The sequence below is a fragment of the Roseomonas populi genome (assembly GCF_024594815.1).
Taxonomy (GTDB): Bacteria; Pseudomonadota; Alphaproteobacteria; order Acetobacterales; family Acetobacteraceae; genus Roseomonas; species Roseomonas populi.
The window spans coordinates 25775-51977 of sequence record NZ_JANJOU010000021.1 but is presented as its reverse complement, the minus strand read 5'-3'; the positions used below and the strand labels follow the sequence as shown (position 1 = coordinate 51977).

Below are 26203 nucleotides of genomic sequence, written 5' to 3'. Positions count from 1 at the left end.
GGCGCGCCGGTGGCCCCAGGGGAGGCTTTGCCTCCCCTGGAACCGCTCCGCCGGGGGGCAAACGTGCCCTCCGGACCCTGCGATCGGGCCGCCGCGGATGCAGTGGTCGAAGAATGGCGCCGGGGGCCTTTGTGGCACCGCGTCAGTCCAGGCGGCCGTGTCGGTCGCCTGAGGTCATCGACCTCAGGCGCGCCTCCAATGCAGCATCCCGCGGCAACCCCAGAAGATGAGTGGTTCCAGGGGGAGAAAATTCCTTCTCTCCCCCTGGGGCCGCAAGCGCGCTCCAGAAAGGAAACTTCGTCCGCACGCTGATGACGGATGCGCTGGTCGGGCTTTGAGCCGTTCGGGGAGTAGCAGGGCGCGCGTGGCGAAAGGGCGGGTGACGGGCCCGGGCTGGTGCAGGGCTCAGACCGCCGGGGCGGGGTTGCGCGCGCTCCACTCGGCGAAGATGCGCTCGAGCAGCTCCACCTTCTTGCAGTCCTGCGCGGCGGCGGCCCGCTTGAAGGCGCGGCGGAACTCCGGGGTGACGCGGAAGTTCAGCGGCTCGGTCCGCTCCTTGGCCGGCTTCGGCGCCTTCTCCTTGGCCCTGCCGTCCTTCGCCGCAGGCTCGGCCGGCAGGGGGAGCGCCTCCGCCCTGGCGGCCAGCGTCTTCTTCACCAGGGCCTTCTTGGCCGGCGCCAGCTCGCCCGATCCCTTCCTGGCGGGAGCCTTCTTGGCGGGCGCCTTCTTGGCCACCGGCTTGGCGCCTGCGGGCCGGGCCTGCGCGGCCGGCCTGGGCTTGGCAGGCTTGCGGGCGGCGGGCCTGGCGGTGCCGTTGCTGGTCGGACCCTGCATGTCTCGGGCTCCTCGGGTGCCGGGCCGTGCTGGCCTGGGCGAACCGGTGAAGTTTTGGTGTCAGGCCAAGGCTATGGCCCGCGAAACTGGCGTGCAAGCGTGCAAGCGTGCAGAACGGTTTCGTCGGCAGGGGGGGCAGTGGCTTGGCGGAGCAGGAATTGTCGGTCCGGTCGGGGCATGTCGCGGCCCTTCGCCTGTTTGACCTGGCCTATGAGATCGACCTGAGGCGGGCGGAGGAGCTCTGGGCGCAGCGGACGGCGGGCGCCAGCGCGCGGGCCCGGCTGGCCGGCACGCCATCCAAGGCCGTGTCCTTCGGCGTGCCGCCCCTCGCCCTCGCCCTCGGCCCCGTGCCGGTCCCCCTCGGCGGCAGCACGGTCGCGGCGGAGGCCAGCGTGCGGCTCTACGACTTCGGGATCGCGGCGCTGGCGCTGCACATCCCCGCGCAGGACCTCTCCTGGCCGGCCTTCACGGCGCTGGTGAACCGGACCGATGCGGCGGTGGGCCCCGCGGCCAGCACCGAGGTGTGGGACGGGCTGCTGGCCCGGCTGCGCGAGGTGCTCGGCGAGGCGCTGGACCGCCCGACCGCGGCGCCATTGCAGGAGGACTATCTCATCGCCGTGGTGAACGCCTTCGGCGAGCCGATCACCGCGGAGGCGCTACAGCAGCGCGTGGACCTCGTGCCGCTGCTCTCGGGCGAGGAGAGGCCACTCTCCGAGGGGGCGCGGCGCGACCTGCTGGCGCAGCGCTTCTCCTACCACCCGGACGACCTGGCGGTGATCACCTGGGACCGCGCCTTCATCCTGGAGCCGCGGCGCGAGACGGACGTGGCCGACGTGCTGGAGATGGCCAACGCCCAGCTGCTGGAGCTGCGCAGCTACGACGAGATGCTGGACGACGAGTTGCCGCGCATGCGGGCCCTGGTGGAGGCGGCGCGCAGCCGCACCAACCTGCTGGCATCCCGCCGCTACGCGCGCCTCGCCCGGCAGCTGCACACGCTGGTGGCGGAGGTGACGGAACTGGCCGAGCGCGTGGACAACGCCCTGCAGGTGACGGAGGACGTGTACCTCGCGCGCGTCTATGCCGCCGCGATGGGGCTGTTCCGCGTGCCCCAGGTGAGCGCGGCGGTGGACCGCAAGCTCGAGATCATCCGGCAGACCTACACCGCCCTGCACGGGGAGGCGGCGGGCGGCCGCGCGGAGCTGCTGGAAATTGCCATCCTGCTGCTCATCGCCGTGGAGATCGTGCTCTCGCTCATCCGGCACTGAGCGTTCGCCGGGCGACGCCGGGCAGCTCGCTCCGGCGATGCTCCGGCACAGGTTGGCGGCGCATTTTTTGCGGTTGAGAGAGGCGCCTTTTCTCTCGCGGAAGGGTTAGCCGCCCACTTGACGCCCACCGGCGCGCGAATAGGGGTGTTCCGCACAGCGTAAAGTGGTGGTGCCCTTTTCGGAGTGGATGATGGCGCGACAGACTGGCGAGACCTATCGTGAGAGCCTGCAGGATGACCGCCAGGTCCCGGTTCCCACGGTGGAGGCGGCGCTCGCCAGCGATGGGCGGCATGCCGTGACCGCGCGGGGCATGGCAGGGCTGGAAGTCACCTGATGGGGGCTTCTCCCACGATCGGGGACTGGCGCATCCCGCCCGCACGCAACGCGGGGGAGCTGGTGTTCGACAAGCTCCGCGAACGCATCCTGGAGGGGGAAATCCCGCACGGCACCCGGCTGAGCGAGGCGAACATCGCCGCCAGCACGGGCGTGAGCCGCACCCCGGTGCGCGAGGCGCTGACGCGGCTGCTGGCCGCCGGCCTACTCCGCCCGGCGGACCCCTCCGGCGTGATCGTGGTGGATCCCCTGGCGGACCTCGAGGAGCTGGTGCTGACGCGGGAGGCATTGGAGGGCTGCGCCGCCCGGCTGGCCGCCGGCCGCGCCACGCCGGAACAGGTCGCCCGCATCGCCGCCCTGGCCGCCGAGGCCAGGCGCCAGGAGGCCATCGAGCCGGAGGTGCGGACGGAGCTGAACGTCGCCTTCCACGACGCCATCCTGGCCGCCACCCATTCCCCGCGCCTGATCGCCCTTGCGGAGGGGCACCGGGTCCTCTTCGGCAGCCGGCGGCTGATGCGCATGCTCGGCCCCGAGGAGACGCGGACGGCGCTGGACGACCACGGCGAGATCGCCGCCGCGATCGCCCGCCGGGACGGCGAGGCCGCGGAGAGGATCGCGCGCCGTCACCTGCACGCCACCTTTGCGCGCAGCATCAGGATCGCCAGGGGCGAAAGCTCCCGGCAGGAGTAGGCGAGGACCCGCGGGCGCATCGAGGCCGCTGGGCGCATCTCCCGAAGGGGATCGAGGGGGAGAGAATCCCTTCTCCCCCTAAGGCGGATGGCGCGCCTTCTCAGAACGCCACCCGAGCCCGTATGGCGAAGAGCGTCACCGGCCCGCGGTCCCGGTTGTAGGCGGGGTTGAAGACCTGCTGCGCATCGAAGGCTAGGTTCACGCCCGGCGCCACGGCCGCGTCGTAGAAGGCCTCGATCGCGTATTCCGGCCCGCCGCGCAGGGCGCCGTCGCCGGTGATGAAGCCGATGCCGCCGGAGGCGAGGTACTGGCGACGCCCGGCGGAGGCCCAGCCGACATTGCCTGCCAGTCCCACCGTGTCCTCCGGGCGGTTCCAGCTGGCGCCCTTGAGGGAGAGGCCGCCGGAGACGGCGCGGTCCATCTCCGTGAACATCCAGTTCTGCGTGCGGCCGTCGTTCCAGGAAAGGCGGGCGAAGGCGCCGAGGTTGTCGGCGATCTCCTGCTCCAGGTTCAGGGCGAGCATGGCCTTGGTGCGGTAGTTGCGCGGGTTCAGCTCGAAGCCCACGGGATTGACGGGATCCAGCAGCTCGCCCCAGCTCGACTGGCGGGTGCGGGAGAGGCCGGCGATGACGCGCACGGCGCCGGGGCGGCCGCCGAGGCGGGTGAAGCGGTCCACCTCGCCCAGCAACTGCCAGCCGCGGGTGATGGAGGGGTCGAGGAAGAGGCCGTTCACCCGGCGGGCCACCTGGAACGCGCCGGCGCGCAGGCCCCAGGTCCCGTCCTCCCACTCCGCCGCCGCACCGATGGTCCAGCCGCGGGCGTCGGCGGCGTAGTCCACGGCGCCGGCACCGACGAGAGCCCAGTTGAGGAACTGGGTACGGGCGTCGTGGGAGTAGCTGTTCCTGTCGAAGATGTCCCAGACCGACATCTTGCCGACCGTGAAGGTCAGCCGCTCCCGCGGCAGGGCGCCGTCGAAGCGCAGCGGGTCGTCCTCGCCCTCCACCGTGTCGTCGGAGAGGGCGATCGTCTGCCGGAAGAAGGCGCGGGGGACGAAGATGGTGGGCTCGGTCGAGCCGAGGCGGAAGGCCTCGTTGTTCGGGAAGGCCGCGACGCCCGTGGAGTTGGAGAGGCCGAAGCCGCGGGTGACGGAGACGTCCACCACCGCCTCCGCCCCGTGCCAGAGGCGGCGGCCGATGATGAGGTCCGAGGAGAAGGTGTTCGCGGCGGAGGCCTCGGGCTTGAGGCTGCCCGCGCCCTGGTAGGGGGAGCGGAAGCGGGGATGTCCCTGCAGCACGAATGTGGCCTGGCCGTGGACCAGCCAGCCCTCCTCCTGCAGGGCCTTCAGTTCCCGGGCGATGCCGGGGAAGATCGCCGCTCCATCGTCGCCGCCGCCGGGCGAGCCGGCCTGCTGGGCGATGGCGGGGGAGGTAAGTCCCAGCAGCCCCAGGAGCAGGGATGCGGCGCGCAGCAGGCGCCGCGGCGACGGGCAGGCAACGCGGCGTTTCATGGCGGGCTCCGATCTGTCGTGCTAAAAAGTGAAGACATGTTCATGTCACGATCTGTGCAGTAATTATGTAATAAAATCAGTTACTTGCTTTGCTACCGCGCTCCTCTTCCCGCCGCAAGCGGCTCTGCCTCTGCCAGCGGAGGACAGGCGGGCGTGGATTGACGCCGCGTCGGCCTCCGCACACATCGCGGGTACCATGCACTCCATCCCCCTCGCCTCGGCCCTCGCCCTTGCCCTGCTGCTGCCGGCTCTGCCGTCGGCCCGGGCGCAGGGCACCCCGCCCACCGCCGCCCAGGCCACGGAAGGGCTGCGGGTGTTCAACCGCACGGGGCAGGAGGCGCGGGCGCTGCATGCCGTGCGCGCCGGCCGCCCGGACTGGGCGAGCAACCTGCTGCCGCGGCCCCTGGCGAATGGCGACAGCTACCGCCTGCGCACGAACCCCCAGGCCGGCTGCCGCTTCGACATCCGCCTCGTGCTGGCGGACGGGCGGGAGGCCGTGGCGCGCAACCAGGAGATCTGCACGCAGCACGAGGTCTCGCTGGATGCCGGCGCCATCGTGGCGGCCGGAGGTGCGGCCCGCCCCCCTTCGCCGGAGACGCCGCCCTCGCCCCAGGCCATCCCGCGCCCCGGGGCGCGCGCCTCCACCGGCACGGGCTTCCTTGTCGCGGGGGAGCGGGTGCTGACAAACCGCCACGTGGTGGATGCCTGCGACCGCGTGCTCGTGCGCGGGCCGGACGGGCGCAACCACGCCGCCGTGCCGCCCGCGCGCACGGATGCCAATCTCGACCTCGCCCTTCTCGCCGTGCCCGGCCTCACCGGCCCGGTCCTCTCCTTCCGGCAGGACCCGCCGCTGCGGCGCGGGGAGGGGGTGGTGGCCTTCGGCTACCCGCTCACCGGCCTCCTCTCCTCCGACGCCAAGCTGACGCGCGGGGAGGTCAACAGCCTCGCGGGGCTGCGGGACAACCCGAACCAGATCCAGATCAGCGCCCCCGTGCAGCCCGGCAATTCCGGCGGGCCACTGCTGGACATGCAGGGCAACGTGGTGGGCGTCATCGTCTCCAAGCTGAATGCCCAGGCCGTGGCGGGGCGCACCGGCGATATCGCGCAGAACATCAACTTCGCGGTGAAGGGAGAGCGCGCAGCGGCCTTCGTGCAGGCCGCGGGGGTGAGCCCGGCCGGCGCCCGCAGCAACGGCCCGGACCGCAGCGCCGCCGATATCGGCGAGATCGCGGAGCGGGCGACCGTGCTGATCCGCTGCGAGAAGTAGCCCCCTTTCCATCCTCCCGGCGGTAGCCTCACAGTGCCGTGATGCGCCGCCTGCTGCTCCTCCTGACCCTTCTCGCCACGCCCGCCCTGGCGGCCGAGCGCGGCAGCGCCTGGCGCATCGTGAACCGCACGGGGCAGGAGGCGGTGGGCCTGGTTGCGGTAGAGGCAGACGCCACCGGGGCGCGCGGCCGCAACCGCCTGCGCGAGCCCGTGGCGGACGGGGCGGAGAAGGGCTTCCGGCGGGCGGCCGGCTCCTCCTGCCGCCTGGACGTGCGGCTGCGGCTGGCCGACGGGCGGGAGGCCGTGGCGCGCGGCCAGGATGTCTGCGCCCAGCCGGTGGTGGTGTTCGAGGCGGCCGCGGTGCAGGCCGCCGCCGCACCGCCCCCGGCGCGCGGGCGGGGCCGCAACGAGGGCAAGGAGGCGGCCACCCTCACCGGTTCCGGCTTCCTCGTCGCGGCGGAGCGGGTGATGACGAACCAGCACGTCGTGGATGGCTGCGCGCGGATCACGCTGCGGGCGCCGAGCGGCTTCCGCTACGACGCCGTTCCGCCCGTGCAGGCGAATCGCGACCTGGACCTGGCGGTGCTGCGCGTTCCCGGCCTGCCCGGGCCTGCCCTGGCCTTCCGCGAGGAGCTGCCGCGGCGCGGCGAGGGGGTGGTGGCCTACGGCTTCCCCTTCAACGACCTCCTCTCCTCCGACGCGAAGCTGACGCGCGGCGAGGTGAGCGGGCTGGCGGGCATCCGCGACAACCCGAACCAGATCCAGGTCAGCGCGCCGCTGCAGCCCGGGAACTCCGGCGGGCCGTTGCTGGACATGCGCGGGCGGCTGGTTGGCATCAGCACCTCCGGGCTGCGGCAGCAGGGGCGGCTGACGCCGCAGAACGTCAACTTCGCCGTGCGCGCGGACCGCGCCCTGGCCTTCCTGCGCGCCGCCGGGGTGGCGCCGCGCCTGGCGGCGGAAGGACCGGAGCTGGGCGCGGTGGAGGTGGGGGAGATTGCCGGGCGGTCGGTGTTCCTGATCCGATGCGAGAGGGGCGCGGCGCCGGGCTGAACCGCTCCGGCACGGGAATCAGGGCTGCGGCCCTGATCAGCGCGCGACCACCGACGCGCTGAACAAGGCCATCGAGGACACCGCGAAGCTCGGGCTGAACGTCCATGTCGAGGTGGCCCGCATCCCGGACGGGGCCGGCCGGCTGCCGCAGATCCGGATCGAGGCGGAGAAGAGGAGCGGGGCGAAGCCGGCGGCGGCGCTAATGCGCCTCCGCCCAGGAATGCCCCGTGCCGACCTCCACCGCCAGCGGTACGGAGAGGGTGGCCACGCCCTCCATCACGCTCTTCACCACGGGCGTCGTTGCCTCGAGCTCCGCCTCCGGCACCTCGAAGAGCAGCTCGTCATGCACCTGCAGCAGCATGCGGGCGGCAAGGCGTTCCGCCTTCAGCACGGCGGGCAGGCGGACCATGGCGCGCTTGATGATCTCGGCGGCACCGCCCTGGAAGGGCGCGTTGATCGCCGCGCGCTCCGCATTGCCGCGCAGGCCCTGGTTCTTGGAGGCGATCTCCGGGATCCACAGCTTCCGGCCGAAGGGGGTGGTGACGTAGCCGTTGGTGCGGGCGTCCTCCTTGAAGCGCTCCATCGCGTCGCGGATGCCGGGGTATTGCGCGAAGTAGGCGTCGATGATGCCGCGCGCCTCCGCGGCGCCGATGCCCAGGCGGCCGGCGAGGCCGAAGGCGGACATGCCGTAGATGATGCCGAAGTTGATCGTCTTGGCACGCCGCCGCGCCTCCCGGTCCACCTTGTCCAGCGGGATGCGGAAGATGTCCGCCGCCGTGCGGGCGTGGATGTCCTGGCCGGTCTCGAAGGCTTCCAGCAGCGAGGGCACCTGGGCGACGTGGGCCAGCAGGCGCAGCTCGATCTGGGAGTAGTCGGCGGCCAGCAGCCGGTGCCCATCCTCCGCCACGAAGGCGCGGCGGATGCGCGCGCCCTCCTCCGTGCGGATCGGGATGTTCTGCAGGTTCGGCTCGGTGGAGGAAAGGCGGCCGGTGCTGGTGATGGCCATGGAGAAGTCGGTGTGGACGCGGCCGTCATGCGCCAGCTGGGCCTGCAGCCCCTCCACGTAGGTGGAGTTCAGCTTCGAGAGCTGGCGCCAGTCCAGCACCTTGCGCGGCAGCGCGTGGCCGGTGCTGGCGGCCAGCTCCTCCAGCGTCGCGGCATCGGTGGAATAGGCGCCGGACTTGCCCTTCTTGCCGCCCTGCATCCCCATCTTGCCGAAGAGGATGTCGCCGAGCTGCTTCGGCGAGCCGACCGCGAAGGGCTCGCCCGCCAGTTCGTGGATCTCCTTCTCCAGCGCGGCCATGCGCTCGATGAACTCGGCGCCGGTCTGCTTCAGAGCGGGGCCGTCCACCTTCACGCCCGCCACCTCCATGTCGTGCAGCACCGCGATCATGCGGCGCTCCACGTTCTCGTAGAGGGCCAGCGCCTTCTCCTCGCGCAGCTTCGGGTGCAGCGCGTGCCAGAGGCGCAGCGTGACGTCCGCGTCCTCGGCGGCGTAGCGCGTCGCCTCGTCCAGCGGGACCTGGGCGAAGGGCTTGCGGGCGCGCCCCGTGCCCGTCACCTCGTCGTAGGTGATGGGCTGGTGGGAGAGGTGGCGGCGCGAGAGCTCGTCCATCCCGTGCCCGTGGCGGCCGGCATCCATGCTGTAGGAGATGAGCATGGTGTCATCGACCGGCGAGACCGTGAGGCCGCCATTCACGTCGCGGCCCAGCACCTCCAGGTCGTACTTCGCGTTGTGCAGCACCTTCAGCACGGAAGGGTCCGCCAGCAGGGGCCGCAGCACTGCCATCGCCTGGTCGAAGGGCACCTGCTCCGGCGCTGGGGTGAGCATGTCCACGCCCTCGTGCTGCAGCGGCAGGTAGGCGGCCTTGCCCGGCGCATGGGCCATGCAGACGCCGACGAGGGAGGCGTTCAGCGCGTCCAGGCTGCTCGTCTCCGTGTCCAGCGCCATCACCCCCGCCGCGCGCGCGGCATCGGCGAAGTCGCGCAGGGCATCGATCGTGGTGATGGTCTCGTAGGGGCCGAAGGCGGCGCCCTCCTCGGGCAGGGAGAGGGCGACAGGGGCGGGCGCCGGGCCGGCGGGGCGGGATTTCGGCACCTCGCCGGTGGCGTCCAGGCCCAGGCGGTGCTGCACGCTGCGGAAGCCGTGCAGCTTCAGGAAGGCCATCAGCTTCCCCGGCTCCGGGGCGCGGGTCGCCAGCTCCTCCACCGGGCAGGGCAGGGGCGCGTTGCGGTCCAGCTCCACGAGGCGGCGGGAGATGCGGGCCATCTCCGCGTTCTCCTCCAGCGCCTGGCGGCGCTTGGGCTGCTTGATCTCGGAGAGGCGGGAGAGAAGGGTCTCCACGTCCCCGTACTGCTCGATCAGCCCGGCGGCGGTCTTAATGCCGATGCCCGGCACGCCCGGCACGTTGTCCGTGGAATCGCCGGCCAGGGCCTGCACCTCCACCACCTTGTCCGGCATCACGCCGAACTTCTCCATCACCTCGGCGGCGTGGATGGGCTTGTTCTTGATGGGGTCCAGCATGCGGACGCGGTCGTCCACCAGCTGCATCAGATCCTTGTCGGAGGAGACGATCGTCACCTGCCCGCCCTCGGCCGCGAACTTCGTGGCGTAGGCGGCGATCAGGTCGTCGGCCTCGTAGCCGTCCAGCTCCACGCGGGCGACGCAGAAGGCGTCCGTCGCCTCCCGGATCAGGCCGAACTGGGGCTTCAGCTCCTCCGGCGCCTCCGGGCGCTGGGCCTTGTACTGATCGTAGATCTCGTTGCGGAAGGTGGCGCGGGAGGCGTCGAACACCACGGCGATGTGGCTGCCCGCGTGCTTGCTCAGGAAGTTCGCCAGCATCTGGGTGAAGCCGAACACGGCATTCACGGGCACGCCCGCCGGGTTCGTCATCGGCGGCAGGGCGTGGAAGGCGCGGAAGATGTAGCCGGATCCGTCCACCAGGATCAGGTGGCGGTCCGTGTTCACCTCGTCCGTCACGGGATCAGCCGCGGGGGTCTTGTCCGCCGCCTCGTCCACGTTCTCGCGCTCTGCCATGCCATGCCCCGGATCGGCGGCGCCGGGTGCCCGGCCGCCCTGAAAGAGAGGAAGGAGGCCGGGCGCGGGCCCGGCCGGACCTCAGTGGTGGCCGTCATCCCCCGCGCCGGGCGCGAGGTGGTAGGTGCGGGAACAGTAGGGGCAGGTGATCTCCTCCCCCTCGATGTGCAGCCACACCCGCGGATGGCCGAGCGTGCCGCCGCCCCCGTCGCAGGGGATGTTGCGGGCGGTGACGGTGATCACCTCCTCCGGCGTCAGGCCGGGGACGCGGTTGGGGGCGTAGCCGGTGTATTCGGGATCGCGCATCGGGCTGGGTCGTCCTGCCATTCGTCCTGGGGGAACCTGGCCCGATAGATAGGCCCGGGAGCGCGATCCGGCCAGCGCCCGGCCTTCCCCACCATCGCCTGTGACGAAGTGCGACGGGCGGCGTTCCCCCCCGGCCAGTTCCAGCAGTGAGACCATGTCCGAGCCCGTCCTCCGCCCGGCCCCGCCGCAACGCCCCGGCCTCGTCGCCTCCAGCCTGTCCAACGGGGTGGCAGCCGCGGGGGCGCCGGAGGCAGGGCCCGGGATGCTCTATGCCGGCATCGCCCTGGTTGCCGTGCTCTACTTCACGCGGGAGCTGCTGGTGCCGCTGGCCCTAGCGGTCCTGCTAGCCTTCGTGCTGGCCCCGGTGGTGCGGGCCTTCCGCAAGTTCGGCGTGCCCCGGGTGGCGGCGGAGCTGGCCGGCGTGCTGCTGGCGGTGGGCGTCATCTCCGGCATCGGCGTGCTGATGGGCCGGCAACTGGCGGACCTGGCGAACGAGCTGCCCTTCTACCAGGCCACCGTGATGCAGAAGCTGAACGGGCTGCTGGGCGACCACGGGCTGATCGGCCGCGTCACCGGCATGATGCAGGATCTCGGCCGCAACCTGGCCCCGCGGGCGGAGGCCCCCTCCTCCCCCGCCGCCGCGCCCCAGGCCGGGCTGCCGCCCATGCCCGTGGAGGTGCGGGAGCCGACGCCGGGCATCCTGGTGGTGATGCAGCGCGTGGTCGGGCCGCTGCTGGGCCCGGTGGCCACCACGGGCATCGTGATCGTCTTCGTCGTCTTCCTGCTGCTCTACCGGGAGGACCTGCGGGACCGGCTGATCAAGCTGATGGGCTCGCGCGACCTGCAGCGCACCACGGCGGCTCTGAACGAGGCCGCCTCCCGCCTCTCCCGCTACTTCCTGGCGCAGACCGCGCTGAACGCGGGCTTCGGCGTGCTGATCTCCGTCGGGCTCTGGGCCATCGGCATCCCGAACCCTCTCCTCTGGGGCGTGATCGCGGGGATGATGCGCTTCGTCCCCTTCATCGGCGGCTTCATCGCGGCGGCGTTTCCCGTGCTGCTGGCCATCGCGGTCGATCCCGGCTGGACGATGCTGATCTGGGTCGTCGTCCTGTTCGGCGTGCTCGAGCCCGTGATGGGGCAGGTCTTCGAGCCGCTGGTCTATGGCCACTCCACCGGCCTCTCCCCCGTGGCGGTGCTGCTGGCCACGGCCTTCTGGGCCTGGCTCTGGGGACCGGTAGGGCTGCTGCTAGCCACGCCGCTGACGGTCGGGCTGGTGGTTCTGGGCCGCCACGTGGACCGGCTGGAATTCCTGGACGTGCTGCTGGGGGACCGCGCCGCCCTGGCCCCGCCGGAGGCCTTCTACCAGCGGGCGCTGGCCGGGGACGGCGATGGGCTGGCCGAACAGGCGGAGCTGCAGCTCCGCACCCTGCCGCTGCACGCCTACTACGACACGGTCGCCCTGCCCGGCCTGACGCTCGCGCAGGGGGATGCCACTCGCGGGGCCTTGGACAAGACGCGGCTGGACACGCTGCGCGCGCGGGTGGACGGGCTGCTGGACGACCTCTCCGAGCACGAGGACCTGGAACCGGCCGCGCTGGTGACGGACGGCCCGGTGGAGCGGGACGAGCCCGCCGCAGCCCCGCCGCCCGCCGCCCCGCCTGGCTGGGAGGCAAGGGGCAGCGTGCTCTGCGTGTCCGGGCGCGGCCGGCTGGACGGACAGGCCACCGCCATGCTCGCCCAGGTGCTGGAACTGGCGGGCTACGGCGTCCAGACCCTGTCCACGGAGGCCCTGCGCGACGCCGCGCCACCGCCCCAGGGCGTGCGGGCTGTCGTGCTTTCCGCGCTGGATGGCGGCAGCGGCGCGGCCAGCGCCCGCTACGCCATGCGCCGCCTGCGCCGGCGCTTCCCCGAGGCCCTGCTGGTCGCCGGCGTCTGGGGCGCGGAGCGCGACAGCTCCGTGCTCGCGGCCCTGCGGGAGGAGAGCGACGGCGCCTGCGAGGCCCGGTCCCTGCGGGACGCGCTGGTCTGCCTGGGCGGACCCCGCGACGCCTGAACCGCGCATCGAAGCGGGCGCATCCCCGAGGCGGGCCGCGGCGTTGCCCCGCCATGCCCGAGATCACCATCCTGCCCGCGGACGCCGCCCTGAACGGCGAGAGCCCGGCCTGGTGCACCCGCACCCGGCGCCTGCTCTGGATCGACTCGCGAGCGCCTGCGCTGCACCGCTTCGACCCTACGACCGGCAGGGACGAGGCCTGGGAGATGCCAGCCCTGATCGGCGCCTGCGCGCCCACCGCCCGTGGCGTGCTGCTGCCCCTGCGCACAGGACTGCATCACCTGGACCTTTCGGCCGGCACGCTGGACTTCCTTGCCCCCGCGCCCTGCGATGCACGGCGCTTCGTGCTGAATGACGGCCGCTGCGACCCCGCCGGGCGATTCCTGCTCGGCGCGATGTACGAGCCGCTGCCGCCGGGCGAGCTGTCCGATGCGCCCCAGGCCGCCCCTCTGTGGCGATACGGCGATGGCCGCTGGACCACGCTGACCGATCCCGTGGCCACCAGCAACGGCCTGGCCTGGAGCCCGGACGGGCGGACCATGTACCACGCCGACACGCCCGCCCACGTCATCCGCGCCTACGACTACGACCCCGCCACGGGTGACGTGTCCAATCCCAGGGTTTTCGCGCGGGTGGAGGAGGGCGAGGGCCCCGACGGCGCCTCGGTGGACCGCGACGGCTTCTACTGGTCCGCGATCTACGGTGCCGGCTGCCTGCTGCGTTTCGACCCGGACGGCAGGCTGGAGCGCCGAGTGGACCTGCCCGTGCGCTGGCCGACGATGCCCGCCTTCGGGGGCGAGGACCTCGGCACGATCTTCGTCACTTCCGCCAACAAGGACTTGCCGCCAGACGAGCGCGCGGGGCGGGCGGACGGGAAACTCCTCGCCCTCCCCGCGCCGGTTCCAGGGCTGCCGACCGTGGAGGTGGCTGGGTTCTGATCGGTGCGGCCCCGGGGGCTCCGCCCCCTGGACCCCCGCCAGGAACCTGAGGTTCCTGGACCTCCCGTCTGGCTGCCGCCGCGCCGGCCTGACACGGGGTCTCGGTATGGAGGGGCTTCTTCCTGCCCTTGCAGTCGCCTCGGGTCCATGACCCGAGGCGCACCGTCAGCCCCGTGATTCCAATTCGAAAAAGAAGATGATGGAGAGGGGTCCGGGGAGAGGAAGAATTCCTTCTTCCTCTCCCTGGCCACAGACCGCCTCACCCCAGGCTAGCCCAGACCGGTTCCTTCAGCTTCCCGACGAAGGCCGCGTGGCGTTCCAGTTCCTCCGGCGTGTTTACGATGGGCCGGGGCGTGCGGGCGACGGGGCCCGCGGTGGTAGCGAGGCTGGTGCGGGAGCCGCCGAGGGTGGTGGCGAGCTCCAGGCCGGGCTGCTTGCCGCCCATGAGTTCCAGGTAGACTTGGCCGAGGAGTTGCACGTCCAGCAGGGCGTTGTGGGTGGTGCGGGCCGAGAGGTCGATGCCGAAGCGGCGGCAGAGGGCGTCCAGCGAGTTGGGCAGGCCGGGGAAGCGCTTCTTCGCCATCTCCAGCGTGTCCACCATGCGGCTGCGCGGGATGCGCGGCGTGTCGCAGCGGTCGAACTCGTAATCGAGGAATTTGAAGTCGAAGGGCGCGTTGTGGGCGATCACGGGATCGTCCCGCAGGAACTCGAGGAGTTCGGGCAGGATCGCGGCGAAAAGGGGCTTGTCCGCCAGCATGGAGGCGGTGAAGCCGTGGACCTTCGTGGCCTCGGGCGGCACGTCGCGCTCGGGGTTGATCAGCTTATGGAAGTGCCGCCCGGTGGGCATGAGGTTGACCACCTCGATCGCCGCCACTTCCAGCACGCGGTCGCCGGTGGCGGGGTCTAGGCCGGTGGTCTCGGTGTCGAGGATGAGGGCGCGGGACATGGGGGAGATATAGCCTCACCGGGGCCCGCGACCCAGGGGAGGCGTTGGGGGAGGGCCGCGTGGCCCTCCCCCGGTCGCATCAGGCGGCGGCCTTGATGGCGGCCTTCTTCACGTCTTCGCTGACGGCGCCGGCGAAGGTCTCGAAGTTCTTCTCGAACAGGCCCTGCAGCTTCTTCGCCGTGGCGTCGTAACCGGCCTTGTCGGCCCAGCTGCCGCGGGGGTTCAGCACCTCGGCGGGCACGCCCTCCAGCGCCTTCGGGATGGAGAGGCCGAAGAAGGGCTCGGTCTCGAACTCCACCTTCGCCAGGCTGCCGTCCAGCGCGGCGCGCAGCAGGGCGCGGGTGTGCTTGATCGACATGCGGTGGCCGGTGCCGTAGGCGCCGCCGGTCCAGCCGGTGTTCACCAGCCACACCTGGGCGCCGTCGCGCTCGATCAGCTCGGCCAGCATCTTGCCGTACACCTCGGGGTGGCGCGGCAGGAAGGGGGCGCCGAAGCAGGTGGAGAAGGTGGCCTGCGGCTCCTTGCCCAGGCCCTTCTCCGTGCCCGCCACCTTCGCGGTGTAGCCGGACATGAAGTGGTACATGGCCTGCGCCGGGGTCAGCTTGCTGATCGGGGGCAGCACGCCGAAGGCGTCGGCCGTCAGCATCACCACGTTCTTCGGCAGGCCCGCCTGGCCGCCCGGCACCGTGTTCGGGATGAACTCGATCGGGTAGCAGGAGCGGGTGTTCTCGGTGAGGGAGCCGTTCTCGAGGTCGAGGTTGCCGCGCTCGTCGCCGATCACGTTCTCCAGCACGGCGCCGAAGCGGTGGGAGGCGTCCCAGATCTGCGGCTCGGCCTCGCGGGAGAGCTTGATGACCTTGGCGTAGCAGCCGCCCTCGAAGTTGAAGACGCCCGTCTTCGTCCAGCCGTGCTCGTCATCGCCGATCAGCGCGCGCTCGGGGTCCGAGGAGAGGGTGGTCTTGCCGGTGCCCGAGAGGCCGAAGAACAGCGCCGTGTCGCCCTGCTTGCCCACGTTGGCGGAGCAGTGCATCGGCAGCACGCCCTGCGCCGGCAGCAGCCAGTTCATCACGGTGAAGATGCTCTTCTTGATCTCGCCGGCGTAGGAGGTGCCGGCGATCGCGATGATCTTCTTGGCGAAGGAGAGGGCGATGAGGGTGGTGGAGTTCGGGCGGCCGCCGTGCTCGGGCTTCGCGTCCATCTCGGGCGCGTGCAGGATCACGTAGTCCGGCTCGAAGCCGGCCAGCTCCTCCACCGGCGGGCGGATGAACATGTTGCGGGCGAAGAGGGCGTGCCAGGCATTCGTCGTCACCAGCCGCACCTTGATGCGGTAGGCGGGATCGGCGCCGGCGTAGAGGTCCTCGGTGAAGAGCTCGGGCTGCTTGCCGAGATAGGCGCGGACGTCGGCGGTGAAGGCCTCGAACTTCGCGGGGTCGAGCTTCTGGTTGACCTTGCCCCACCAGATCTCCTTCGTGACCTCGGCGTCGTCGGCCACGAACTTGTCGGCCACGGAGCGGCCGGTGTGCACGCCTGTCACGCCCATGAAGGCGCCGTCGGCGGAGAGGCGGCCCTCGCCGCGGCGCATGGCGTGCTGGATCAGCCCGGGGGCGGTCAGGTTGGCGTGGATCGCGGCCGTGGCCGTGACGCCGGTGCCGGACAGGGCCCGGGCGTGGCTGATCTCGTTCATTGCTAAGTACATGCCTCTGGATGGCTCGACCCCCCCTTCGCCAGGGAGTCGCGTGGAACAACGACATAATCGCCCAGCTTCGGCGCAAAATTAAGGCCGGATACGCTCACATCGAAAAATAACCGGACAGTTACTTAGCAAGCGCAGCATGACGCGATCGTGAGACGAGGCTACGCCTCCCCCGGCTCCGGCCGCAGCGCCGCCGCGCGCAGGCGGTGTGCCCGGCCGAAGCCCAGCACCAGCAGCGCGCCTCCGGGTGCCACCCGCCAGAGGCTGAAATCCGCGAAGCCGGCATAGGGTTCGGCATAGGGGTGGCGGGCCAGCCAGCACGCCTTCAGCTCGGGGTCGTCCACCGTCTCGGCCAGCCCTGTCACGCTCACGCGCGGCGTGGTCTGCGGGTTCGGGCCTTCCGCGGCGCCCTGGAACAGCAGGGCGCAGCGCCCGTCGCCCCGGAGCTGGCGCGTGTGCTCCGACAGGGCGGAGAGGAAGAGCAGCACGGCCCCGTCCGGCGCGACGGCAGGGGTGACGAGGGATGCGAAGGGCTGCCCGCCCTCCCCCACCGTGGCCAGGGTGGCGGAATCGGCCCGGCGCATCAGCCGGCGCGCCTCCACGGCCGGGTCGGTTGCCGCGCCCCCCGCCTCTCCCGGTTCTTCCCCTGACATGGCAAACTCCGCTCCATCTCGCGGCCACAATCGGCTGCCACACCATCCCGCGTCGCCGCCGCGACCAGGCCTTCAGGGACGCCCGATGCCCCACACCATCGCCCTCGTCGATGATGACCGCAACATCCTCACCTCCGTCTCCATGACGCTGGAGCAGGAGGGATTCACGGTCCGCACCTACACGGACGGGGAGAGCGCGCTGCAGGGCCTGATGGCCCGTCCCGTGGATCTCGCCGTGCTGGACATCAAGATGCCCCGCATGGACGGGATGGAGCTGCTGCAGCGCCTGCGCCAGCGCAGCGGGATGCCCGTGATCTTCCTGACCAGCAAGGACGACGAGCTGGACGAGCTGATGGGCCTGCGCCTGGGGGCTGACGACTACATCACCAAGCCCTTCTCCCAGCGCCTGCTGCTGGAGCGCATCCGCACCCTGCTGCGCCGGAACGAGGCGAGCCGGGCCGAGGGCAGCGGCACGCCCCAGGGCGGCGTGATCGCCCGCGGCGACCTGGTGCTGGATGAGACGAAGCACACCTGCACCTGGAAGGGAAAGCCGGTGCAGCTGACCGTGACCGAGTTCCTGCTGGTGAAGGCCCTGGCCGTGCGCCCGGGCATGGTGAAGAACCGCGACCAGCTCATCGACGCCGCCTATGGCGAGAACATCTACGTGGACGACCGCACGATCGACAGCCACGTCAAGCGCGTGCGGAAGAAGTTCCGGGCCGTGGACGACGCCTTCGGGCAGATCGAGACGCTGTACGGGATCGGTTACCGCTACAAGGAAGCGTGAGGATCCATTCGCTGGGTGGATAGCTGGCATCCACAGCTTCGAGTGGAGTTCGGCGGCGCGTGGGCACATATCCGGGCCAACAGACGACGACATGGTGCCGCCGCCTACCACTCAAGGCATGATCTGATGTCCACCATCCGCAACTTCGCCCTCGCCGCCGCCCTGATCGGCGGCGCGCTGGCCTCTGCCCCCGCCTTCGCCGACCAGGACCGCGTGCCCGAGGGCGCCACGGCCTCCGGCCCCTGGGTCCAGCAGGCCAATAGCCGCACCCCGCTGGCCGACAATTCAGCCAATTCCGCGCAGGACCTGCTGGAGCGGAGCGGCGCCACGGGCGGCGGCGGTCAGCACGCCTGAACCGCCGCTTCGCGCCGCGAAGCCGACAGAAAGGGCCGCCGGATCCTCCGGCGGCCCTTTTTTCATGCACGCCGCCTCGGGAAAGCCACTCCCCGGTCTCACCTTCGGCCCCGGAATCGTCGTAGGTTGCCCCCATGCCGGATGCCAGCGGCCCGATCTCGACCGAAATCCCGCCCGCCGTGCCCCTGGAGCGGCGCGGAAGGAACCGGCGCGTCTCGCCGCTCCTGCGCCGCATCCTGCTGGTGAACATGCTGCCGCCCTTCCTGCTGGCGGCCACCCTTCTCTACCTGGACCAGTACCAGGACGGCCTGCTGGCCGCGGAGGTGCAGGGGCTGCGCACCCAGGCCCGGATCTACGCCAACGGCATCGCCGAGGCCGGCGTGCGGATCCAGGACGACCGCGCCACCCTGGTGCCGGAGACCGCCCGCCCCCTGCTGCGCCGCCTGACGGAGCCGAGCCCGGGCACCCAGGCGAAGCTCTTCGACAACAACGGGCTGCTGGTGGCCGACAGCCGCGTGCGGGAAGGCCCGGGCGGCGCCATCGTGACCGAGCCCCTGCCCCCGCCGGAGCAGCCGGGCCCGGTGGCCGGGCTGATCGGCCGCATCTACGAGCGCCTGGTGGACTGGCTGCCCCGCCCCCGCGTGCACGGCCCCGCCGTGGTGGTGGACGAGAGCGCGGACGCCGCCTCCTTCGACTGGCAGCCCGACCTGGGGCCGGACCGGCGGGAGGAGCTTCGCCTGGCGCTGGAGGGCGGGGTGAACCCCTATGTCCGCCGCACCGGCGACGGCCGCCTCCTCGTCTCGGTGGCCGAGCCCGCGCGCCGCGCCAACCAGCCCGTCGGCATCGTGCTGCTGACGCGGGAGGCGCGGGAGGTGGACGAGCGCGTGATGGAGATCCGCGGCTCCGTCCTCGTCCTCTTCGTCATGGCGCTGGCGCTCACCGTCGCGCTCTCCGTCTATCTCGCCCGCACCCTCGCCTCGCCGATGCTGGAACTGGCAGCCTCAGCGGCCTCCATGCGGCAGGGCAAGGGACGCGGCGGATCGGTACCCGCACCTCTGATGGGGCGGCAGGACGAGATCGGAACGCTCGCCCGCGCGCTGCAATCCGGCGCCAACGCCCTCTGGGCGCGCGTGGACGCCAATGAGCGCTTCGCGGCCGATGTGGCGCACGAGCTTCGCAACCCCCTCACCTCCGTCCGCTCCGCCATCGAGACGCTGCGGCGGGTGGAGAACCCGGAGCAGCAGAAGCGGCTCCTCGCCATCATCGCCGAGGACGCGGTGCGGATGGACCGCCTCATTGGCGATATCTCCGACAGCTCCCGCGTGGATGCGGAGCTCTCCCGCTCCGTCGCCGAGCCGGTGGATGTGGGCCCTATCCTCTCCACCCTGGTGGAGCTGCACGGCGCCACGCGCGGCGAAGGCGATCCCGTGATGGAGATCGACTCGCCCGCCCGCCTGGTGGTGCGCGGGGTGGAGGGGCGGCTGGTGCAGGTCTTCCGCAACCTGCTGGGCAACGCCGTGTCCTTCTCCCCGCCCAACGGCGCCGTCCGCGTGCGCGCGAAGACCACGGGCGCCATGGCGGAGATCGCCATCGAGGACGAGGGGCCCGGCATCCCCGAGGCCAAGCTGGAGGGCATCTTCGACCGCTTCTACACGGAGCGCCCGAGCGGCGAGCGCTTCGGCCAGCACTCCGGCCTTGGCCTCTCCATCTCCCGCCAGATCGTGGAAGGGCTGGGGGGGCGCATCTCCGCCGAGAACCGGCGCAACCCGGACGGCTCCGTGGCCGGGGCGCGCTTCGTGGTGCGGCTGCCGGTGGCCTGAACGGGCTGGCCCGGCTTCGGGGTTTTGGCCTGGGCTGCGGGCCCTGGTTGCCCCAGGGGGAGAGAAGGAACTCTCTCCCCCTGGCCCCCCTCTCATCTTCTTCTTCAAGGCTGCCGCGACGTGCTGCGCTGTTGCGCGCCGAGGGTTCGTGACCCTCGGCGACTGACAAGGTGGCCCGGGCCGACGCGGGGTCGAAGGCTTCGATCATCGCGTCCGCGGCAGCCCGATCGCGGGGTCCGGGATGGCGGTTGCCACCCCGGTGGAGGGGTCCAGGGGAGGCAAGGCATCCCCGGGAGCCGCACGAAATACTCTGTTGCACTTGGGGCAGTGATCCGCGGGGGCTGAGCGCCGTTTGGAGCGGGACCGCAGAGCGGGCGCATCCCCGGTGGAGAGACGGATGACAAGACCCAGGCCTGCCACCCTCGTGCCCCCCGGCATCCCGGCGTGACGGCGCAGGATCCGGCCTCCGGCGCGAAGTTCCGGGCGAAGGAGGCCGGCGCCCCCTTGCTGGCGGCCTGCGGCCTGACCGCCCTGGCGGGGTGGGTGGATGCCCAGGTGGTGCTCCGCGGGGGCGAGATCCTGCCGGTCTACATGACCGGCAACTCGGCGAAACTGGCGGAATCCCTTGCGTCCGGCGCCCTGGCGAAGGCCTGGCCGCTCGCCGCCGTGATCCTGGCATTCCTGGCGAGCTCCACCCTGGCCGCGCGGCTCGCCCGTGGCGGGGATGGGGGACGCCCGGCGCCGGCCCTCCTGCTGGTCGGGGGGATGCTGGTGCTCGCCATCCTTCTCGGCCTCGGCGCCCATGAGGGGCGCTGGCCGCTGGGGGTCCTGCTGGCGGTCGCGGCCGCCATGGGGGCCGTGAACCAGGTTCTGCAGGGCGATCCCGGCGTGACCTTCATCACCGGCGCGCTCGTCCGCACGGCCCGCGCCCTGGCCGCCGGCGAGGTGCTGCGCGCGGGCAGGAACCTCCTCCGCTGGGCGTCGCTGCTCGCGGGGGCGGCGGCCTCCGCGCTGATCGACCCCGTTGCCGGTGCCTACGCCCTGGTCCTGCCGGCCGGCGCCACCCTGCTGGCGGGCGCATTCCTTGCGCTGCGCCCATCCGTGAATCCCGCCCAGAAGGAGCACGCCGCTTGACCGACGCCGCCCATCCGGTCCGCCCCACCGGGCCCGGCACGCCCGAGGGGCCCGCCCTGCCCGCCGCGGCGCCCGCCGCCCCGCCGCCGCCCTCCTCCATCGACCGCGGCGGGGTGGAGGACGGCGCCGTGGCGTTCGAGAACTGGAAGGGCGAGGCGGACAAGCCCGCGCCGCCCCCGCCCGCGCCGATGCCGCCGGGGAAGCGCGTGGGCTTCGCGGTGATGGGGCTGGGCCGGCTGAGCCTGGAGGAGATCCTGCCCGCCTTCGCCGAGTGCAAGGCGGCGCGCCCGGTCGCGCTCGTCTCCGGCAGCCCGGAGAAGGCGCGGGTGGTCGCCGCGCAGTACGGGATCGCGCCGGAGAGCGTGTACGGCTACGACGAGGTGCACCGCCTCTCGGAGAACCCGGAGGTGCAGGCCGTCTATGTCGTGACGCCGAACGGGCTGCATCGCGACAACGTGCTGGCCGTGGCAAAGGCGGGCAAGCACGTGCTCTGCGAGAAGCCGATGGCCAACACCTCCGCCGAGGCGCGCGAGATGGTGGAGGCCTGCCGCAAGGCCGGCGTGCGGCTGATGATCGCCTATCGCTGCCAGTACGAGCCCTTCAACCGTGAGACCGTGCGCCTGGTCCGCTCCGGCGAGCTCGGCCGTCCGCGCGTGCTGGAGGCGACCAACACCCAGGTGCAGGGGCCGGCCGACCAGTGGCGGCTGAAGGCGCCGCTGGCCGGCGGCGGCGCGCTGCCGGACATCGGCCTCTACTGCCTGAACGGCGTGCGCGCGGTGCTGGGCGAGGAGCCGGTGGAGGTCTTCGCCCGCATCGTGAACCCCGAGGGCGACGCGCGCTACGCCGACATCGACGAGACGACGGTGTTCATGCTGCGCTTTCCCTCCGGCGCCATCGCCAACTGCGCCACCAGCTACGGCGCGCACGAGAGCAAGGACCTGCGCGTCCGGCTGGAGCGCGGCTGGATCGACCTGGAGAACGCCTTCGCCTATCGCGGCCAGCGCATGCGGATCGCGCGGCGCAAGGGGGAGAGCGAGTCCGTGGAGGAGCTTCGCCTGGGCGCGAAGAACCAGTTCGCGCTGGAGATCGACCACTTCGCCGAGTGCATCCTGGAGGGCCGCGAGCCGCGCACGCCCGGCGAGGAGGGGGTGCAGGACCACCTGCTGATGGAGGCGCTCTACCGCTCCGCGCGGGAGGGCGTGCCGGTGGCGATCCCGCCCGTGGAGGGAACCGACGCCTTCCGCGGGCCCGAACTTGGCTGAGGAGGGGGGCTGATGGGCTGGCTCGCCTGGCTGGCCGCGGTGGTCGCGGGGATCGGCAACCCCGTCCAGTCCGCCGCCGGCGCGCGGCTGCACGAGGGGATGGGAAGCACCGCGCTCGCGGCGCTGGTCGTCTACGCGGTCGCGTTGCTCGGCCTGCTGCTGCTCTCACCCTTCCTCGGCCTCTCCTTCCGCGACCTCGGGCCGCGCCTGGCCGGCCTGCCCTGGTGGGCCTGGGTGGGCGGGCTGTGCAACCTGGCCTTCGTGCTGGCGGGGATGCTCGCCACCCGCCCGCTCGGGGCCGGGACCTTCACCGTGATCACGGCCTGCCTCGCCGTCGTCGCCTCCATCCTGCTGGACCGCTTCGGGTTGATGGGGCTGGAACCGCGGCCGCTCTCGGCCATGCGGCTGCTCGGCGCTGCCATGGCGATCGGGGCGATCGTGCTGGTGGCGCGCTCGTAGCCCTTTCCCGAACCGGCACCGCCGCGGCGCGTTGAAGCCCCTGCGTCAGCGTCGGGTCAGGTCATGCAGCAGCCGGAACAGCTCACCACCAGCAAGCTGCAGAGCATGGTCGAGGGCTTCTTCTGGGTCCTGCCGAATATCGGGATCGGGCTGGCCGTGCTGGCAGGGTTCTGGATCGGGGGGCTGGCGGCCCGGCGGGCCGTGCTCTTCGCCTTCACGCGCCGGCGACGCCCGGACCTGGGCGCGCTGCTCGGCGGCTTCGCCCGCTGGTCCCTCATCTTCGCGGGGATCCTCGTCTTCGCGACGATCGTCTTTCCCTCGGTGAAGCCGTCCGACCTGCTGGCGACGCTCGGGGTGGGCTCGCTCGCGGTCGGGCTGGCCTTCCGCGACATCCTGCAGAACTGGTTCTCCGGGGTGTTGATCCTCTACAGCCAGCCCTTCCGCGTGGGCGACCAGATCGTCTCCGGGGCGCATGAGGGGACGGTGGAGCAGGTCGAGGCGCGCGCGACCATCATCAAGACCTATGACGGCCAGCGCGTGCTGATCCCCAACAGCAATCTCTACACGCGCAGCATCATCGTGCGGACGCACTTCCCCCTGCGGCGCAGCCAGGCCGACGTGACGATCGGCTACGACAAGGACCCGGACGCCGTGGCCGCCGCTGCGGTGCGCGCCCTTTCAGGAGTGGAAGGCATCGCGAAGGATCCGCCGCCCGATGCCCGCGCCTGGGAGTTCGGCGAGGCGGGCGTGACGCTGCGGGTGCGCTGGTGGACGGACAGCGTGCGCAACAAGGTCGTGACCGGGCAGGGGCGCGCCATTGCGGCGATCCGGAAGGCCATGCGGGAGGACGGGGTGGACCTGGCCTTTCCCACCCGCATCGTGATGCTCCACGACGAGGTGAATGGCGACCATCTCGGCCCGCGCGGAGAGGTGGCGCCGCGGCGCGCCAATGGCGCGGCACGGGAGGGCGCGTGACGGCACGCCGCGCCCGCGGCTTCCCGCCCCCCCGGCGCGAGTGCCGTCCTGTGCCCCGCCTCAGGCCGGGCGGGCGCTCTCCGCCAGGAAGCCCTCCATCGCGGCGTTGAAGGGGCCGGGCGCCTCGATGCAGGGAAGATGGCCGGCAGCGGGGATCTCGACGAAGTGCGAATCCGGGATCACCTCGGCCATGCCGCGCATGGTCTTCGGCATGGCGCCGTCCGCCTCCCCCGCGACCAGCAGCATGGGCTGGCGCAGGGCGGGAAGCTCCGCGCGGAGGTCGTAGGATTGCAGGGCGCGGGCGCAGGCGACGAAGCCGGCCTCGGGCGTCGTGGTGATCATCTTCCGCACGGGGGCGATGGCGGGGTTTCCCGCCTCGATGGAGGCGGGGGAGAACCAGCGCTTCACCGTGGCGTCGGCGAAGGTCTCCATGCCCTTCTCGCGCGCGAGGTCGATCCGCTCCTGCCAGGCCTGCGCCCCGCCGGGCGCCGTGGCCGCCTGCCCGTCCGAGGCGATGACGGCGGAGACCAGCCCGGGATGGCGCGCGGCAAGGAGGAGGGCGGTGGCGGCGCCCATGGAGACACCCGCGAAGACCGCGGCGCGCGCGCCGAAATGCGCCATCAGCGCCGCCGCGTCCTCGGCCAGCACCTCAAAGCTCGCGGGCTCCGCCGGAACCTCCGTGCCGCCATGGCCGCGCTGGTCGTAGCGGAGAATGCGGTAGCGCCCGGCGAAGGCGGCCACCTGCGCGTCCCAGACGGAGAGGTTCGTCACGAGGGAGTTGCTGAACACCATCCAGGGCGCGCCCTCCGGCCCGTCCAGGCGGCAATGGAAGCGGAGGCCGTTCGCGCGCACGGCCTGCGTCTCGTCTGTCAAAGCCTTCTCTCCCGCTCAGTCCAGCGTCATGCCCGTCTCGCGCACGAAGGCGGCGAAGCGGGTCGTCTCCTCCGCCATGTACCCCGCGAACCTCTCCGGCGAGGAGGGGGCGGCTTCCAGCCCGTTCTCCTCGCACCAGCGCCGCATGCCCGGATCGGCCAGCACGGTGCGGACATCGCGGTTCATGCGGTCCCGCACCGCATCCGGCAGCCCCGCCGGCGTCAGCAGCCCAAGCCAGGTGAGGAAGACGTAGCCGGGTAGCCCCGCCTCGGACATGGTTGGCACGTCCGGCAGCATCGCGGCGCGGTTGCGGCCCGTGACCGCCAGGGCGCGCACGGCGCCCGCGCGGATATTGGGCGCGGCGGTGATCAGCGTGTCGAACATGCCCCCGATCTTGCCGCCCAGCAGGTCGGTGTTGGACTGCGCCGCACCACGATAGGGCACGTGCAGGATGTCCACCCCCGCCATCGACTTGTACATTTCCAGCGAGCGGTGGGAGGCGCCGCCATTCCCCGAGGAGCCGAAGGCGAGTTTGCCGGGATTGGCCTTCGCGTAGGCCGTGAGCTCCGCGAGGTTCCGCGCGGGGATGGAGGGATGGATCGTCAGGGCGAGCGGCGATTCGATCAGCAGCGAGACGGGCGTGAAATCCGCGACCGGATCGTATTCCAGCTTCCGGTAGAGGCTGACATTCATCGCGTGGGTGCCGGCGAAGCCCATGTAGAGGGTGTTGCCGTCCGGCGCCGCGCGCGCGGCGAGCGTGGCCGCAATATTCCCGCCCGCGCCCGGGCGGTTATCCACCACCACCGGCCGTTCCCAGACCACGCCCAGCCCTTCCGCCACCCTGCGCGCGACGAGATCCGTGATGCCGCCGGGCGGGTAGGGCACGATCAGGCGGATGCTGCGGCCCGGGAATTCGGCGCGGGCCGGAAGGGCGGGCAGGGCCAGCCCGGCGCCCAGCAGCGCGCGGCGGCGCATCACGGCACGCCCCGCGCGAAGGAGACCAGCGCTTCCGCCACCGCCGCGGGCTGTTCCGGCACCAGGGCGTGCCCGGCGCGCTCCACCACCACGCGAGTCACGCGCGGGCCGAGGGTGGCCTGCAGATCCTCCAATGAGGGAGGCGCCGCGATCGCGTCCTCGGCCGCCGCGACATAGAGCAGCGGGTGGCGCTCCGCCGCGCGCAGCCAGGCCTTGTCCTTCGTGGCGGCCGCCGCGGCGCGCTGCGCCATGGAGACCTCCGGATGCCAGCCCGGCAGCCACACGCTCGCATCGTTGCCGGGGGCGAAGTAGGCGCGGCGGAGGTGCGACAGCCGCTCCTCGTCGGAGAGGGTGAGGGTGAAGCTGGCGGTGATGGAGCGGCGGATCTCCGGGTCCACCTCGGTGCCCGTCACGGCCGCGAGCAGGGCCACGGCGCGCACGAGGTCCGGCCTGTCATGCGAGAGGACGCGCGCCACCCAGTTTCCCGCCGCGTGGCCTACGACGATCGCGGGGCCGCCACCTTCGGCCTCAATCGCGGCGGCCACGTCGGCCGCCATGTCGTGCAGCGTGGCGCCGGGAGGCAGCGGGGCCGATCCGCCGATGCCGCGCGGCTCCGGCCGCAGCACGCGGAAGCCCGCGGCGGCCAGGCGCGGCGCGAGATCGTCGAAATCCTCCTGCCCGCGCCCGAGGGAGGGCAGCAGGACGATGACGGGGCCGCTTCCCTCGCGCAGCAGGGCCAGCCTTCCGGATGGCAGTTCCAGCGTCCCGTGTTCCATCATCGCGGCCAGCATCCCCGGCATTCCACCCATCAGCAGCATCAGGACCGGGACCGCGATTCGACGCCGCATTGCCTCCCTCCGCCTGCTTTCTTGAAGGTCACGGTGCCAGCGGGCGCGCCCGATGTCAAAAGGTCAGCCAATTGACACATAGGGGCGGCTTTGGCAGGCTTGCCTCCATGAGGGGGATCGGGCGCAAGCTGCGATCCGCAACGCA

Annotated in this window: 24 protein-coding genes; 14 read left to right on the top strand and 10 right to left on the bottom strand. The window is 72.0% G+C overall.

Annotated features, from left to right (window positions below):
- Window positions 1–405: 405 nt before the first annotated feature.
- Entirely contained in the window at window positions 406–834 is a 429-nt protein-coding gene (locus tag NRP21_RS20720) for a hypothetical protein (RefSeq protein WP_257718139.1), read from the bottom strand.
- Window positions 835–992: 158 nt separating this feature from the next.
- Here NRP21_RS20720 and NRP21_RS20715 point away from each other — a divergent pair, with 158 nt between their 5' ends.
- The 3 genes from NRP21_RS20715 to NRP21_RS20705 all read left to right on the top strand — a co-directional run bounded on the left by NRP21_RS20715 (window position 993) and on the right by NRP21_RS20705 (window position 3122).
- A complete protein-coding gene (locus NRP21_RS20715) occupies window positions 993–2099 on the top strand; it encodes a hypothetical protein (protein ID WP_257718138.1) in 1107 nt (368 codons plus the stop codon).
- A 190-nt stretch (window positions 2100–2289) separates the two neighbouring features.
- Window positions 2290–2433 (top strand): hypothetical protein, encoded by a 144-nt coding sequence (locus NRP21_RS20710; RefSeq protein ID WP_257718137.1) that lies wholly within the window; start codon window positions 2290–2292, stop codon window positions 2431–2433.
- Window positions 2433–3122: a GntR family transcriptional regulator gene (locus NRP21_RS20705; RefSeq protein WP_257718136.1), complete on the top strand. Its 690-nt coding sequence runs from the start codon at window positions 2433–2435 to the stop codon at window positions 3120–3122. Before NRP21_RS20710 ends, NRP21_RS20705 begins: the two co-directional genes overlap by 1 nt.
- Before the next feature lie 100 nt (window positions 3123–3222).
- On the opposite strand, the gene NRP21_RS20700 is transcribed toward NRP21_RS20705, so the two are convergent.
- Window positions 3223–4629, bottom strand: a complete 1407-nt coding sequence (locus NRP21_RS20700) for a carbohydrate porin (protein ID WP_257718135.1) — start codon at window positions 4627–4629, stop codon at window positions 3223–3225.
- Between the two features lie 196 nt (window positions 4630–4825).
- On the opposite strand from NRP21_RS20700, the gene NRP21_RS20695 reads away from it, so the two are divergent.
- The gene (locus NRP21_RS20695; protein ID WP_257718134.1) at window positions 4826–5896 is read left to right on the top strand and encodes a S1C family serine protease; all 1071 of its coding nucleotides are present in this window, start codon (window positions 4826–4828) and stop codon (window positions 5894–5896) included.
- A 41-nt stretch (window positions 5897–5937) separates the two neighbouring features.
- Window positions 5938–6945, top strand: coding sequence for a S1C family serine protease (locus NRP21_RS20690; RefSeq protein ID WP_257718178.1), 1008 nt, complete (start codon window positions 5938–5940; stop codon window positions 6943–6945).
- Between the two features lie 199 nt (window positions 6946–7144).
- On the opposite strand, the gene polA is transcribed toward NRP21_RS20690, so the two are convergent.
- Both polA and NRP21_RS20680 read right to left on the bottom strand, forming a co-directional pair.
- The gene (polA, locus tag NRP21_RS20685; RefSeq protein WP_408639648.1) at window positions 7145–9913 is read right to left on the bottom strand and encodes a DNA polymerase I; all 2769 of its coding nucleotides are present in this window, start codon (window positions 9911–9913) and stop codon (window positions 7145–7147) included.
- A 150-nt stretch (window positions 9914–10063) separates the two neighbouring features.
- Complete coding sequence (locus NRP21_RS20680; RefSeq protein ID WP_257718132.1) at window positions 10064–10288, bottom strand: zinc-finger domain-containing protein; 225 nt, start codon at window positions 10286–10288, stop codon at window positions 10064–10066.
- A gap of 154 nt (window positions 10289–10442) precedes the next feature.
- Between NRP21_RS20680 and NRP21_RS20675 the strand changes: the two genes are divergently transcribed.
- Window positions 10443–12341 carry an AI-2E family transporter gene (locus NRP21_RS20675; protein WP_257718131.1) on the top strand — a complete coding sequence of 633 codons (1899 nt, stop codon included), beginning with the start codon at window positions 10443–10445 and terminating at the stop codon, window positions 12339–12341.
- Between the two features lie 53 nt (window positions 12342–12394).
- Window positions 12395–13279: an SMP-30/gluconolactonase/LRE family protein gene (locus NRP21_RS20670; RefSeq protein WP_257718130.1), complete on the top strand. Its 885-nt coding sequence runs from the start codon at window positions 12395–12397 to the stop codon at window positions 13277–13279.
- Between the two features lie 259 nt (window positions 13280–13538).
- On the opposite strand, the gene dnaQ is transcribed toward NRP21_RS20670, so the two are convergent.
- The 3 genes from dnaQ to NRP21_RS20655 all read right to left on the bottom strand — a co-directional run bounded on the left by dnaQ (window position 13539) and on the right by NRP21_RS20655 (window position 16571).
- The gene (gene dnaQ, locus NRP21_RS20665; protein ID WP_257718129.1) at window positions 13539–14225 is read right to left on the bottom strand and encodes a DNA polymerase III subunit epsilon; all 687 of its coding nucleotides are present in this window, start codon (window positions 14223–14225) and stop codon (window positions 13539–13541) included.
- A 79-nt stretch (window positions 14226–14304) separates the two neighbouring features.
- Complete coding sequence (gene pckA / locus NRP21_RS20660) at window positions 14305–15909, bottom strand: phosphoenolpyruvate carboxykinase (ATP) (RefSeq protein ID WP_257718128.1); 1605 nt, start codon at window positions 15907–15909, stop codon at window positions 14305–14307.
- A gap of 170 nt (window positions 15910–16079) precedes the next feature.
- Window positions 16080–16571 carry a HugZ family pyridoxamine 5'-phosphate oxidase gene (locus tag NRP21_RS20655; protein WP_257718127.1) on the bottom strand — a complete coding sequence of 164 codons (492 nt, stop codon included), beginning with the start codon at window positions 16569–16571 and terminating at the stop codon, window positions 16080–16082.
- Window positions 16572–16656: 85 nt separating this feature from the next.
- Here NRP21_RS20655 and NRP21_RS20650 point away from each other — a divergent pair, with 85 nt between their 5' ends.
- From NRP21_RS20650 to NRP21_RS20620, 7 genes are all read left to right on the top strand, one after another.
- Window positions 16657–17358 carry a response regulator transcription factor gene (locus NRP21_RS20650; protein WP_257718126.1) on the top strand — a complete coding sequence of 234 codons (702 nt, stop codon included), beginning with the start codon at window positions 16657–16659 and terminating at the stop codon, window positions 17356–17358.
- Between the two features lie 126 nt (window positions 17359–17484).
- Complete coding sequence (locus NRP21_RS20645) at window positions 17485–17712, top strand: hypothetical protein (protein ID WP_257718125.1); 228 nt, start codon at window positions 17485–17487, stop codon at window positions 17710–17712.
- A 134-nt stretch (window positions 17713–17846) separates the two neighbouring features.
- Window positions 17847–19532 (top strand): sensor histidine kinase, encoded by a 1686-nt coding sequence (locus NRP21_RS20640; protein WP_257718124.1) that lies wholly within the window; start codon window positions 17847–17849, stop codon window positions 19530–19532.
- A 444-nt stretch (window positions 19533–19976) separates the two neighbouring features.
- Window positions 19977–20666 (top strand): DUF1275 domain-containing protein, encoded by a 690-nt coding sequence (locus NRP21_RS20635; RefSeq protein ID WP_257718123.1) that lies wholly within the window; start codon window positions 19977–19979, stop codon window positions 20664–20666.
- Window positions 20663–21928 (top strand): Gfo/Idh/MocA family protein, encoded by a 1266-nt coding sequence (locus NRP21_RS20630; RefSeq protein WP_257718122.1) that lies wholly within the window; start codon window positions 20663–20665, stop codon window positions 21926–21928. Before NRP21_RS20635 ends, NRP21_RS20630 begins: the two co-directional genes overlap by 4 nt.
- A gap of 12 nt (window positions 21929–21940) precedes the next feature.
- A complete protein-coding gene (locus NRP21_RS20625; RefSeq protein ID WP_257718121.1) occupies window positions 21941–22387 on the top strand; it encodes a DMT family transporter in 447 nt (148 codons plus the stop codon).
- Window positions 22388–22450: 63 nt separating this feature from the next.
- Window positions 22451–23362 (top strand): mechanosensitive ion channel family protein, encoded by a 912-nt coding sequence (locus NRP21_RS20620; protein WP_257718120.1) that lies wholly within the window; start codon window positions 22451–22453, stop codon window positions 23360–23362.
- 60 nt (window positions 23363–23422) lie between these two features.
- On the opposite strand, the gene NRP21_RS20615 is transcribed toward NRP21_RS20620, so the two are convergent.
- Genes NRP21_RS20615 through NRP21_RS20605 form a run of 3 tightly spaced genes read right to left on the bottom strand, consistent with a single transcriptional unit; the run spans window position 23423 to window position 26058 of the window.
- Complete coding sequence (locus tag NRP21_RS20615) at window positions 23423–24235, bottom strand: alpha/beta fold hydrolase (RefSeq protein WP_257718119.1); 813 nt, start codon at window positions 24233–24235, stop codon at window positions 23423–23425.
- 15 nt (window positions 24236–24250) lie between these two features.
- Window positions 24251–25210, bottom strand: coding sequence for a Bug family tripartite tricarboxylate transporter substrate binding protein (locus tag NRP21_RS20610; RefSeq protein WP_257718177.1), 960 nt, complete (start codon window positions 25208–25210; stop codon window positions 24251–24253).
- Complete coding sequence (locus NRP21_RS20605; RefSeq protein WP_257718118.1) at window positions 25210–26058, bottom strand: alpha/beta fold hydrolase; 849 nt, start codon at window positions 26056–26058, stop codon at window positions 25210–25212. The genes NRP21_RS20610 and NRP21_RS20605 overlap by 1 nt, the downstream gene beginning before the upstream one ends.
- Between the last annotated feature and the right edge of the window lie 145 nt (window positions 26059–26203).